The organism is Nonomuraea sp. KM88, assembly GCF_052245635.1.
Lineage (GTDB): Bacteria > Actinomycetota > Actinomycetes > Streptosporangiales > Streptosporangiaceae > Nonomuraea.
Genome location: NZ_JBQQCC010000014.1, coordinates 177,545 through 189,391, shown reverse-complemented (window position 1 = coordinate 189,391; position 11,847 = coordinate 177,545). Strand labels below are relative to the sequence as shown.

Sequence of the window (11,847 nt, the reverse complement as noted above, 5' to 3'; positions counted from 1 at the left end):
TCACATTGTGAAAGGCTATCACATTTCGACGTGATCAGCGGGTCCGGCGTTCGAGCCCTTCACGAGGAGGCTGTTGCGGTCACGCCGCGGACCGTCAGAAAGCCCCACGCACCACCGATGAGTTCTGCTCCTCGCGTCGGTCTCATCGTGCATGAGCGAACAAGCACCCAGCGCGACCACGAACCTCGACCGTTACGGAGACGCGGAGCTGCCGTGGAGCCGTGCGCGGGACGCGCTCGCCGCCGAGCCGAGCCCCGACGTCACGTACTTCCTCGGTACGTGCCGCCCCGACGGAACGCCGCACGCCGCGGGTGTCGGCGCGCAGTGGCTGGGCGGCGACCTCTACTTCACCAGCAGCCCAGCCGCCCGCAAGGCTCGTGACCTGGCGGAAAACCCGCGCTGCACGATCTCCGTCCGGCTTCCCGGCATCGATCTCGTCCTCAACGGCAGCGCGGCCAGAGTGAGCGATCCGCAGACGCTGGAGCAGGTCGCCGCCGGCTATCGCGCGGGCGGCTGGCCCGCGGAGGTCGAGGGTGACGCGCTCACGGCCCCGTTCAGCGCGCCCAGCGCCGGGCCGCCGCCCTGGCAGGTCTACCGGTTCGCCTTCCACACGGTGGTCGGCGTCGCGACCGAGGAACCGTACGGCGCGACCCGCTGGCGTTTCGAACCTCAGCAGCCGTAGCGCGGCGGGAGCGGGTGGCGCCTCACAGCCAGCCGCTCCTGCGCAGCAGCCGGTGGACGACGATCACGGCGACGACCATGAGGCACAGGCTCAGCGGGTAGCCGAGCGACCAGTGCAGTTCGGGCATGTGGTCGAAGTTCATGCCGTAGATCCCGGCGATCATGGTGGGGACCGCGATGACGGCCGCCCATGAGGAGATCTTGCGCATGTCGGCGTTCTGCTGCATGGCCACCTTGTTCTGGTCACGCCCGACCAGGGCCAGGTGAGCGCTCAAGGCGCTGGTGAGCAGTTCGTTGTGCTCGTCGACCTGGGAGTCCACGCGCAGCAGGTGGTCCAGGACGTCACGGAAGTGGTCGCGGGTGCCGTCGCACAACGCCACCCGGCCCTTCACGATCTCCTCCAGCACGGGCACCAGCGGGTCCTGGGCGGTCCGGAACTCCAGGACCTCGCGCTTGAGCGAGTAGATGTCGGCGGTGACGTCGTCGCGCTCGCCGCTGAAGACGCGCCGTTCCAGCGCGATGAGGTCGAGCTCGACCTCGTGGGAGATCTCGGCGTAGGTGTCGACGACCTGGTCGCAGATCGCGTAGAGCACCCCGGCCGGGCCGGTCGACAGCAGGTCGGGATCGGCTTCGACCCGCCGGCGCACCCCGCCCAGCGGATTGGCCTGGCCGTGGCGGACGCTGATGACGAAGTCGCTCCCCAGGAAGAGGTTGATCTCGCCGACCTCGATGTCGGAGGTCTCCTCGACGTACAGCAGCGGCTTGAGCACCACGAACAGGGTGTCGTCGTAGCGCTCGAGCTTGGGCCGCTGATGGGCGTGGATCGCGTCCTCCACCGCCAGCGGGTGCAGCCGCACCTCACGGGTGATCAGATCGAACTCCTCCTGCGTGGGCTCGTGCAGGCCGATCCACAGGAAGCTGTCGCCTCTGGCCCGGGCGGCGCTGAAGGCTTCGCTGATGTCGCCGCTGACGGTCTCACGCACACCGCCGCGGTAGATGGCCTTGTCCACAATCATGGTGAGATTGTCGCGCGGTCACCGGCGTGCGGTCCCTCGGCCGAGGGCGTCGAGGAGCGCGCGCTCGCGCTCGGCGCTGAGGCCGGCGCGTCGTTCGCGGTCGAGGCCCTGCTCGCGTTCCCAGGCCAGCGTGGCGGACACCAGCTCGGCCCGGGGCCGATGGCGCAGCCCAGCCGCCTGCGCCGCGGCGCCGCTCCTGGCCGACCATCCTTCCCAGCCCGGTTCGACCAGCCACATCGGCAGCGACTCGGCACCCATGTACTGGGTCACGCCCTGCTCGAGCAGCCAGGCCGATCCGGCGGTGACGACCGGGCCGGTGTGCCCGCCGGCGGTGCGGCACAGCTCGATCCACTCGTCGAACGGGACGACGGGACCGACGGCGTTGTAGGTGCCGGTGGTGCCGCGCTCCGCCGCGTCGAGCAGCCAGGCGGCGAGGTCGCGTACGTCGATGACCTGCGTCGGCTCGTCCGGCGTGGCCGGAACCAGCATCGGCCCGTGCGGGTCGCGCGCGGCACGGGCCACCCAGTAGCCGGAGCGCCCGCTGTGGTCGCCCGGGCCGCCGATGAGACCGGCGCGGGCGATGAGGAGGCGGTCACCCACGGCGGCCGCCGACGCCTGCTCGCAGGCGACCTTCGCCTCGCCGTAGAGTGCGCGGTCGGCCTCGGCGCGGTCTGTAGGAGCCAGGAGGGGCGCGGACTCGTCCATGCCCTGCTCGGCGTGGGAGGCGTAGGCGTTGCCGGAGGAGACATAGGCCCAGTGGCGGGCCCGGCCGCCCAGCGCGGCGAGCGCCTCGCGCACGAAGCCCGGCTGCCACGACACCTCGATGACCGCGTCCCAGTCGCGGTCGAGCAGCGGCGCGTACGCCGAAGGGTCACGCCGGTCGGCGGTCACCAGGGCCGCGCCGTCGGCCACCGGCCCGCTCTCGCCGCGCGCCAGGCACGTCACCTTGTGCCCGCGCTCGATCGCCTGCCGGGAAACCTCCCGGCCCACCCACGCTGTCCCGCCCAGAACCACGATGTCCATCCCGCCACCCAAGCACCGCGAGCGTCCAGGCGCCCAGGCGGGTTCACCGACAGCGGACGGGGTTCGCTGTCAGCGCACGGTAGGCGCGCCTAGTAACCCGACGGGCGCACCAGCCCCGTCTCGTACGCGTAGACGGCCGCCTGGGTGCGGTCACGCAGCCCGAGCTTGACCAGGATCCTGCTCACATGGGTCTTGACGGTCTGCTCGGAGACGACCAGGCCCGCGGCGATCTCCGCGTTCGACAGGCCCTGGGCGATCAGCGACAACACCTCGGTCTCGCGTTCCGTCAGGTCGCCCACGCGCTCCTTCAGCGGGGCGCGCGGCGCGCCGCTCACCCGGGAGAACTCGGCGATCAGGCGTTTGGTGACGTTCGGCGCGAGCAGGGCGTCCCCGGCCGCGACCACCCGCACCGCGTGGGCCAGGTCGGCCGCCGACGCCTCCTTGAGCAGGAAGCCGGAGGCACCCGCCCGCAGCGCCTCGTAGACGTAGTCGTCCAGGTCGAAGGTGGTCAGGACCAGGACCTTCGCGGTCGCGTCCGGCTGCCCGGCGATGCGGCGGGTCGCCTCGATGCCGCCCAGCTCGGGCATCCGCACGTCCATGAGCACCACGTCGGGCTCCAGCTCGGCGACCTTCGCGACGGCGTCGAGGCCGTTGACGGCCTGGCCGACGACCTCGATGCCGGGCTCGGCGTTGAGCAGCACGGTGAAACCCTGACGGACCATCACCTGGTCGTCGGCTATGAGCACGCGGATGCTGGTCATGGGGTGGCCTCGATGCCTTTCTCCGCGTCTTCACCCGTGTCCTTCTCCGTGCCGACCGGCAGGAACACGCTGACCTCGTAGCCGCCGTCCGGCGTGGGCCCCGCGACGAGGTCGCCGCCCAGCATGGCCGCGCGCTCGCGCATCCCCAGCAGCCCGTGACCCGCCCCGGGCGAGGACGGGACCGGCGCGCCGGGCGCGGCGTTGACGACCCTGAGGCCGAGGGCGTCAGGCCGGTAGGAGAGCCGGACCGTCACCGGCGTGTCCGGCGCGTGCCGCATGGCGTTGCTGAGCGCCTCCTGCACGATCCTGAACGCCGACAGCTCCACCCCGGGCGACAGCGGGCGCGGCGTGCCCGCGATCTCGGTGGTGAGGGCCACACCCGCGCCGCGCACGTTCGCGAACAACTCGTCGAGCCGGTCGAGCGTGGGCTGCGGCGCGTCCCCGGGCGGGTCCTGCGCGCGCAGGACGCCGAGGACCCGGCGGAGCTCGGTCAGCGCCTCCACGGCGTTCTCGCGGATGCCCGCGAGGTTCTCCTTCAGCTCGTCGGACGGGTTCGTCACCAGGTGCGGCGCCACCTGCGCCTGGATGGAGATCACCGACATGTGGTGCGCGACCACGTCGTGCAGCTCGCGGGCGATCCTGCTGCGCTCCTCCAGCAGCGTGCGGCGGGCCCGCTCCTCGGCCGTCAGCTCCTCCTGCGCCTCCAGACGGGTACGGGTGGTCCTGAGCGCGCGCACCCCCGCCCCGACCGCGACCGCGGTCGCGTCGACCACCGGGGCCACCAGCACTCCGCCGCTCCCGTTGCTCAAGGGCAGGAACACGACGCAGAGCACGACCGCCAGCGTGGTGATCGCCAGTGCCTGGGCCGCGACGCGGGGGCGCACCCGCAGTGCCAGCAGGAACATCACACCGGCCTGCAGCGCGATGCCGGAGCCCGTCCACGGGTACGCCACCGCGTCGTGGATCACGGGCCTGACGTTAGCCAGCTCGTGCGAGGTGATCATCCAGGGAAAACTCTCGGACCACGGAAGGTAGGTCATTCCCGTACGCGCCCCGATGACCATGACGGCGATCGACGCCCACCAGGCGGGCAGCGGGCGGGACATCGCCAGCACGAGGGCCGCCGCGTGGATCATGGCGAGCAGCGGAACCGTCGGGTCGATGCCCTCCCCTTCGGGGAACAGGCCCATGACCAGCGCGTAGAGGATGACGAGGACGTGCGGGAGGCGGGACAACCCGCGCGGGCGCGACATGCGGGGAAGGGGGTCGGAGCGGGTCGTCCACAGGTCCGCGCGTACGGCGCCGAGGGCTCGTCGTAGCCTGCCCACCTCGCCCACGCCCTCTCTGCCCTCAACCCGCCCCCGGTCAGGATGATCCAGCATGCGGGCGCTCCGCAACCGGTCCGGCGGGCGATCGTGCCCGCTCGTGTCGGCGGAACGCCGCGCAGCACACCAGCAGCGCCACCGCGAACGCCGGAAGCCAGGCCACCCGGGCGAGCACCCAGTCCGGCCCGTCGGGGACGGTGTGCAGCCCGGTCCACGGCGTCGTGCCCGCGGCGAGCAGGGCGACCGAGGCGACCGCGATCATCGCGGTCTGGTGCCACAGGAAGATCGTCATCGCCGCCAGGTTCGCCAGCGCCACCGCGGCCCAGGCGGCGGGGCGGCGCAGCAGCCGCCGCAGCGGGCCGAGCAGCAGCAGGGCCGCGCCGCTCTGGGCGATCCCGAAGGTGACGGCCGCCAGCGAGGGCGGGTCGAGGTTGGACTGCGGCGCACCCGGCACGCCGACCATGGTGGCGGGGTAGCCGCCCCAGCCGATGAGCGCGACGGCGGCGGCCCCGCCGCCGAGCAGCAGCGCCCACCCGGTCGCGCGCCCTTTCAGGCGGTCACGGGCCCGGGCCGCCCCGATGCAGTACGGCACCAGCCACCCGGCCGCCACGCTGACCCACCACAGCGAGCCGCCCACGAGCCCGGCCGGCGGGTCCTCCGCGAGACCGCCGAACCTGACCAGGTCGGCGCCCGCGACCACGGCGAACGGCCAGGCCGGGTGCAGCCTCGACACCAGCGGGGTCGCCGTGGTCAGCGCCGCGAACACCAGCAGGAACCACATCGGCGACAGCACGAGCTTGACCAGCGCCTGCACGCTCTCCAGCCGCGCCCCGCCGGCCAGCATCACCAGGGCCACCACCGCCCACACCGCCAGCACGACCACCGCCGGCCGGAAGAGCCGGGCCACCCGCCCGGCGAGCCACCGCCCGTACGGCATGCCCTCCGCACGGGCACGGACGTGGGACCGCGTCCCCACCAGCCCGCCCACCAGGAAGAAGACCGCCAGAGTCTGGAACACCCACGACAGCGGCGCGAGCTGCGGCATGTGCCGCAGCGGGCTGGCGACCCGCACGGTCCCGCTCTCCACGACCAGCGCGGTCACCATCCAGTGCCCGGCCACCACGCCGAGGATGGCCAGGGCGCGCAGGGCGTCGAGGGCGCGGTCGCGGCCGGCCGGGGTCGCGGCGTCGATCCGCGTGGCGAGGTCACGCATCCGTGCGGGTCGCGCGGACGCGGTCCGTGCGGTGAGGTCACGCATCGGCGCCGGCCGGCCCGGACACGATCCGCGCGATGCTCTCGAGCGCCTTCGATCCGGATGCCAGGTAGTCGCTGTGCCCGCCCCCGCCCGCCGCGAAGATCCGGGCGCCGAACCGGGGCGAGACCGGGTCGGCGCCGAGCCCCACCGTGACGAACGGTAACGCGACCGACACATGCGGCACGCCCGCGACCCAGTCTCCGGCCGTGCGCCCCGCCCACACCGTGGCCGGGGTACGCATCGCGGCGGCGTCGGGCACGCCCGCGCCTGGGCTGCCGGACAGGACGATGCCGGCGACGTCCAGCCCCGGCGCGGCCAGGCCGCACACCGCGGAGCCGTAGGAGTGGCACAGGAGCGTGATCCGGGCGTCCGGCCTGGCCGCGCGCAGCTCCCGTACGAAGGCGCGCAGGCGGGGAGCGGCCTCGGCGGCGCGGTGCGGGGTCACCGCCTGGAGGCTCACGCTGCTCGGCGTGGGGTAGCCGAGCCAGGCGACCACGGCCGACCGGTCGCCGAGCGCGTCATGGAGGCGCAGCGAGCCGCCGCGCAACATCCCGTACTTGTCCAGGTCGACGCCGGCGCCCGGGACCATCACGGCGATCCGCTCGGCGGCGGCCAGGTCGCCGAGAACCTCCACGGTCCTGCCGCCGTCCCGGCCGTCGAAGGCCAGGAACCGCCGCGCGGGATCGGCCATCTCCCGTAGCCGGGCGGCCCGCCACCGGTGGCCGTGCCGGGCGGCCGTCCGTTCGGCGGCCAGGATCTCCGCGCGGGCGGACGCGTACCGCCGGGCGAGCTCGGACGGGGTCGCGGCGGCCAGCGGGGCCACGAAGGCGGGCGCGGGCGCCGGAACCGCGCCTGGGCGGGTCACGCCGCTGATCGGTCCCGCCACCGAGGCGGTGACGAGCGTGGTGAGCAGGACGCGGCGCAGGCTGCCTCGCCGGCGGGTCGCCATGGGCGGTGATCCTTCCGTGCCGGAGACGTACTCGGGCCTCGAAGGTATGGATCACCGCGGCTAGCCGGCGTCCCGCTGCGGGGTGCACCTCCGGCGTAGCTCTGACGTATTACGGGGTGCAGACTCCGTGCGCGTGCCGGTCAGCGCGCCGGTGACAGCAAGGGCTGCCGCTTGCTCGGGACGCGCCGGCGGGTGGTGCCGTCAGGAAGGGTCTCCTCGAAGGTGAACGGGAGCCCGGCCGCGATGGACGGGTGCGCGTTGTCCATGAGCTGGAAGTGCAGATGCGGCTCGCTGGAGTTGCCCGAGTTGCCGCACTGCCCGATCAGCTGGCCGGCCTCGACCCGCTCACCCTTGCGGACCTGGACCGAGCCGCGCTTGAGGTGGGCGAACGCGGCGTACACGCCGTCGCCGAGGTCGAGGACAACGTGGTTGCCGAGCACGCCGCCCGGGCCTGCCAGCTCGCGGACGACTCCCTCGGCCATGGTGTAGGCCAGCGCGGGCCAGGAGTTGCGGCTCAGGTGGTCGCGCCAGAAGTCCCTGGCGGCGACGACGGTGCCGGCGGCGGGCGCGTAGATCGGGCGGCCGAAGCCGGGGAACGTCTCGGGGCGGCTCATCAACGGCGCGCGCACCACGGCCTTCCACTCGGTGTCCTCGTCCGGCCAGTTCACCAGGTCCACCGCGTACGTCTGGCCGTAGGCGTGCAGGCCGTGGCTGGGCACCTTGTCGGCCGGGCTGTTGACCGCGAGCCAGCGTCCCCGCACGGGGCTGGCGATCGGGATCGGCGCGCGTTCGACGGAGCCCGCGGGCAGGAACATCGAGGCGAAGCCGGCCAGGAACAGGATCACGCCCGCCACGCTGAGCAGGGGGACGTGGTGGACGAACTCGCCGATCGCCAGGAGCAGGCCGATGATGATCATCGGCATCCGGATCCGGGCGAGGATGACCGGGAACATGACGTCCTCTCGGTGGGGGATCACGTCTGCCGCCGCCACGCGGGCGCCGGCAGGAGAGCTACCCACGTCGCGGGCACACAGTCGTACGGGCCCTCAGCGGCGGCCCAGCAGGCGGGACCAAGTGGAGAAACTTGCCGGGACCTTGCCGGACCCCTGGCGGGAAACGCCGCGCCGGCCGCGCGGGACCACGGTGGAATGGGCGGTGTCGTGGTAAGCGGGGGGAAGGCGGGGTGGCGAGATGGCCGGAGTGCTCGATCGGATCCGCGCCGGCCGGGAGTCCGCCGGTCAGGCGCTGGTGGCCGACGCCGGCGCCGTCGTCGAGGCCGCGGCCGCCATGGCCGGGCGGTTCCGGCGGGGGAGCAGGCTGCTGACCTTCGGCCGGGGCGCGGCGGCGGCCGACGCGGCGCACGTGGCGGTGGAGTTCAGCCACCCGGTGATCGTCGGCAAGCCCGCGCTTCCCGCGCACTGCCTGGGCGGCGAGCCCGGCCTGCTGCCGGTGCTGGGGCGGTCGGGTGACATCGCCGTGGGCGTGCTCCCGGCCGCGGGCGACTTCGCCGCCGCTCTCGAGCTGGACATGCTGACCGTCGCCCTGGTCGCGAACGCGACCCGCGACACGCCTGCCACAGCGGCGGGCGCGCCGGCGGGTGTCGCGGCCGAGCACGTGCTGGCCGCGCACAGCGATGATCCGCTGATCGTGCGGGAGATCCACATCACGGTGTACCACCTGCTGTGGGAGCTGGCGCACGTGTTCCTGGAGTCGGAGGAGGGCACGTGACCGGCGATGGCGACGAAGGGGCGGCACCGTTCTGCGACTCGTGCGTGACGTGCGGCGACGTCGCCGTGCGCGTACGCGTCGTCGGCCTGCTGCCCGGCGGGCTGGCGCTGGTCGGCACGGGCACGGGCACGGGCAGCACAGGTACGGGCACAGGCACGGGTACAGGCGGCGCGGGCACAGAGGCGGACGCGGGTACGGAGGAGATCAGCGTGGCGCTGGTCGAGGCGCGCGTCGGCGACACCGTGCTGGTGCACGCGGGCGAGGCGATCGCCGTGGTGGAAAGGGCAGGCGCATGACCGAGACGATGTACCCGTTCCTGCGGCGCGACCCGCTGGACGTGCGGGCGTCCACCGAGGAGAAGGCCCGCGAGAGCCTGGAGCTGCGGCGCCGGGTCCTCGACGAGCTGTCGACGCCGCTGGCGGTGGCCGCGGCGGAGCTGGCGGCCGCGTTCCGCGCCGGCGGGCGGCTGTTCGCCTTCGGCAACGGCGGCAGCAGCACGGACGCGCAGTCGGTGGCCGACCTCTGCACCGCCCACGGCCTGCCGGCGGTGTCGCTGACCGGCGACACGGCGCTCGTGACGGCGCTCGGCAACGACGTCGGGTTCGACGTGGTGTTCGCCCGCCAGCTCGCCGCGCTCGGCGGTCCCGGCGACATCGCCTGCGCGCTGTCGACCAGCGGCGGCTCGGCGAACGTGCTGCGCGGCCTGGCCCAGGCCAGGAGCCAGGGCATGACGACCGTCGGCTTCGCCGGCTCGGGAGGCGGGCGCATGGCCGAGGAACGGCTGGCCGAGCACCTGTTCGTCATCCCGTCGTCGTCGGTGCACCGGATCCAGGAGGCGCAGGCGACGCTCTACCACGTGCTGGCCGAGCTGGTCTCAGCAGATGCGCGGTAGCGGATCGCCCACCAGAACGTCGACCACCCGGGTGCCGCCGAAGGCGGTGCGCAGCAGCACCAGTCCCGGCGGTTCGGCGGCGACCGTCCCGACGATCGCGGCCTCTGCGCCCAGCGGGTGGGCGCGCAGCGTGTCGAGGGCCTCCCCGGCGTGCTCGCCGTCGACCACGGCCACGAAGCGGCCCTCGCAGGCGACGTAGAGGGGATCGAGGCCGAGCAGCTCGCACACCCCGGTCACCTCCGGGTGCACGGGGACCTCGTCCTCCTGCAGCACCACGGCCACCTCGGACGCGCGGGCCACCTCGTTGAGCACGGTGGCGACCCCGCCCCGGGTGGCGTCCCGCAGGGTTCTGACGTGCCGCGGCAGCGCCTCGAGCAACGCGGCGACGATGCCGTGCAGCGGCGCGGTGTCGGACGTGATCGCCGCCTCGATGCCGAAGTCGTCCCTGGCCAGCATGATGGCGGCTCCGTGAGCGCCGATCGGGCCCGAGACGATGACCGCGTCCCCCGGCCGCGCGCCCGAGGCCGACAGCGTGACCGGCTGCTCGACGACGCCGACCCCGGCCGTGGTGACGTAGCAGCCGTCGGCCTTGCCGCGCTGGACGACCTTGGTGTCACCGGTGACGATCGTCACCTGCGCCTCCGCCGCGGCCGCCGCCATCGAGGCGGTGATGCGCCGCAGGTCGGCTACGGGGAAGCCCTCTTCCAGGATGAAGCCCGCCGACAGGTGGACCGGGCGGGCCCCGCACATGGCCAGATCGTTCACGGTGCCGTTGACGGCCAGGTCGCCGATGTCCCCGCCGGGGAAGAACAGCGGCGAGACCACGTACGAGTCCGTGGTGAAGGCCACGGGACCGTCGCCGAGCCGCACGAGCGCGCCGTCGTCCAGCGGGGCGAGCATAGGGTTGCGGAACGCCTCCAGGAAGACGGCCTCGATCAGGGTCTGGGTGGCCTTGCCTCCGGCGCCGTGGGCGAGCGTGATGCGCTCCTCCCTGACGACGGGCTTGCGCCGCCGCATCCGCTCGATGCGGTCGAGCACCTGCTGCTCGCGGGTCACGGCCGGCTCGCCTCCCTCGGCTCGCGCGCCGCCGCGCTGATCTGCTCGCGGCTGAACCGCCCGAAGTTGTAGTACGCGGCACACGCGCCCTCGGAGGAGACCATGCACGTCCCGATGGGCGTCTCCGGGGTGCAGGCGGTGCCGAACACCTTGCACTCCCACGGCTTGAGCACGCCCTTGAGCACTTCGCCGCACTGGCACGACCTGGGGTCGGCGACGCGGAGGCCGGGCAGGTCGAAGACCCGTTCGGCGTCGAAGGCGGCGTACTCGTCGGCCATGGCGAGGGCGGAGTGGGCGATGAAGCCGAGCCCGCGCCACTCGAAGTGCGGCCGCAGCCGCATCACCTGGCCCATGGCCGACAGCGCGATGCGGTTGCCGTCCCAGGGCACCACGCGGGCGTACTGGTTCTCCACCTCGCAGCGGTCCTCGGCGAGCTGCCCGAGCAGCATGTGCACCGAGGTGAGGATGTCGAGCGGTTCGAAGCCGGCCACCACCAGCGGCTTGCGGTAGTCGCGGGCGATGAACTCGTACGGCCGGCAGCCGATCACCGCCGAGACGTGGCCGGGGCCGATGAACCCGTCGAGGCGCAGGTCGGGCGAGTCGAGGATGGCCTTGATCGCCGGGATGATCATGACGTGGTTGCAGAAGACGGAGAAGTTGCCCAGACCCTCGGCCGCGGCCCGCAGCACGGTCATCGCGGTGGAGGGCGCGGTGGTCTCGAAGCCGATGGCCATGAACACGACCCGCCGGTCGGGGTTGGCCCGCGCGATCTTCAGCGCGTCCAGCGGGGAGTACACCATCCGGATGTCGGCCCCCGCCGCCTTGGCGTCCAGGAACGACCCCGATCCGCCCGGCACGCGCGTCATGTCGCCGAACGACGTCATGATCACGTCGGGCTGCCGGGCGATGTGGATGGCGTCGTCCACCCGGCCCATCGGGATCACGCAGACCGGGCAGCCGGGGCCGTGCACGAGGTTCACCTCGGACGGCAGGTGGTCCTCCAGGCCGTGCTTGTAGATGGTGTGGGTGTGGCCGCCGCACACCTCCATGAACGTGTACCGGCGCCCCGGCCGGCAGCTCTCGGCGATCCGCTCGGCCAGCGCCCGCGCCCGGCCCGCGTCGCGGTACTCATCGACGAACCGCATCGGTCCCCCTCCGGTC

13 protein-coding genes are annotated in these 11,847 nt (G+C 73.3%); 4 read left to right on the top strand and 9 right to left on the bottom strand.

Translation table 11 applies throughout. The annotated features are described in order from the left end of the window. Positions 1-151: 151 nt before the first annotated feature. Positions 152-682: a pyridoxamine 5'-phosphate oxidase family protein gene (locus ACTWPV_RS34920; protein WP_347647362.1), complete on the top strand. Its 531-nt coding sequence runs from the start codon at positions 152-154 to the stop codon at positions 680-682. Between the two features lie 22 nt (positions 683-704). Here the strand turns inward: ACTWPV_RS34920 and ACTWPV_RS34915 are convergent, their stop codons facing one another. The 7 genes from ACTWPV_RS34915 to ACTWPV_RS34885 all read right to left on the bottom strand — a co-directional run bounded on the left by ACTWPV_RS34915 (position 705) and on the right by ACTWPV_RS34885 (position 7,987). Continuing rightward, positions 705-1,697, bottom strand: coding sequence for a magnesium and cobalt transport protein CorA (locus tag ACTWPV_RS34915; RefSeq protein WP_443155033.1), 993 nt, complete (start codon positions 1,695-1,697; stop codon positions 705-707). Between the two features lie 18 nt (positions 1,698-1,715). Then, positions 1,716-2,720: an NAD-dependent epimerase/dehydratase family protein gene (locus ACTWPV_RS34910; RefSeq protein WP_443155032.1), complete on the bottom strand. Its 1,005-nt coding sequence runs from the start codon at positions 2,718-2,720 to the stop codon at positions 1,716-1,718. An 89-nt stretch (positions 2,721-2,809) separates the two neighbouring features. Beyond that, on the bottom strand, positions 2,810-3,481 hold the full coding sequence (locus ACTWPV_RS34905) for a response regulator transcription factor (protein WP_347647365.1): 672 nt from the start codon (positions 3,479-3,481) through the stop codon (positions 2,810-2,812). Continuing rightward, a complete protein-coding gene (locus ACTWPV_RS34900; protein WP_443155031.1) occupies positions 3,478-4,863 on the bottom strand; it encodes a sensor histidine kinase in 1,386 nt (461 codons plus the stop codon). Before ACTWPV_RS34900 ends, ACTWPV_RS34905 begins: the two co-directional genes overlap by 4 nt. Continuing rightward, complete coding sequence (locus ACTWPV_RS34895; protein ID WP_443155030.1) at positions 4,847-6,019, bottom strand: acyltransferase family protein; 1,173 nt, start codon at positions 6,017-6,019, stop codon at positions 4,847-4,849. Before ACTWPV_RS34895 ends, ACTWPV_RS34900 begins: the two co-directional genes overlap by 17 nt. Positions 6,020-6,056: 37 nt before the next feature. Beyond that, positions 6,057-7,010, bottom strand: a complete 954-nt coding sequence (locus tag ACTWPV_RS34890) for an alpha/beta hydrolase (RefSeq protein ID WP_443155029.1) — start codon at positions 7,008-7,010, stop codon at positions 6,057-6,059. Between the two features lie 140 nt (positions 7,011-7,150). Then, positions 7,151-7,987, bottom strand: coding sequence for a M23 family metallopeptidase (locus tag ACTWPV_RS34885; RefSeq protein ID WP_443155028.1), 837 nt, complete (start codon positions 7,985-7,987; stop codon positions 7,151-7,153). A gap of 214 nt (positions 7,988-8,201) precedes the next feature. Here ACTWPV_RS34885 and ACTWPV_RS34880 point away from each other — a divergent pair, with 214 nt between their 5' ends. The 3 genes from ACTWPV_RS34880 to ACTWPV_RS34870 are packed head-to-tail and all read left to right on the top strand — an operon-like array spanning position 8,202 to position 9,630. Next, on the top strand, positions 8,202-8,738 hold the full coding sequence (locus tag ACTWPV_RS34880) for a phosphoheptose isomerase (RefSeq protein ID WP_443155027.1): 537 nt from the start codon (positions 8,202-8,204) through the stop codon (positions 8,736-8,738). After that, positions 8,735-9,034 carry a HypC/HybG/HupF family hydrogenase formation chaperone gene (locus tag ACTWPV_RS34875; RefSeq protein ID WP_443155026.1) on the top strand — a complete coding sequence of 100 codons (300 nt, stop codon included), beginning with the start codon at positions 8,735-8,737 and terminating at the stop codon, positions 9,032-9,034. Before ACTWPV_RS34880 ends, ACTWPV_RS34875 begins: the two co-directional genes overlap by 4 nt. Next, on the top strand, positions 9,031-9,630 hold the full coding sequence (locus tag ACTWPV_RS34870; RefSeq protein WP_443155025.1) for a D-sedoheptulose-7-phosphate isomerase: 600 nt from the start codon (positions 9,031-9,033) through the stop codon (positions 9,628-9,630). The genes ACTWPV_RS34875 and ACTWPV_RS34870 overlap by 4 nt, the downstream gene beginning before the upstream one ends. On the opposite strand, the gene hypE is transcribed toward ACTWPV_RS34870, so the two are convergent. Further along, positions 9,613-10,686, bottom strand: coding sequence for a hydrogenase expression/formation protein HypE (gene hypE, locus ACTWPV_RS34865; protein WP_443155024.1), 1,074 nt, complete (start codon positions 10,684-10,686; stop codon positions 9,613-9,615). The genes ACTWPV_RS34870 and hypE overlap by 18 nt on opposite strands. Further along, entirely contained in the window at positions 10,683-11,831 is a 1,149-nt protein-coding gene (gene hypD / locus ACTWPV_RS34860; RefSeq protein WP_347647374.1) for a hydrogenase formation protein HypD, read from the bottom strand. The genes hypE and hypD overlap by 4 nt, the downstream gene beginning before the upstream one ends. Between the last annotated feature and the right edge of the window lie 16 nt (positions 11,832-11,847).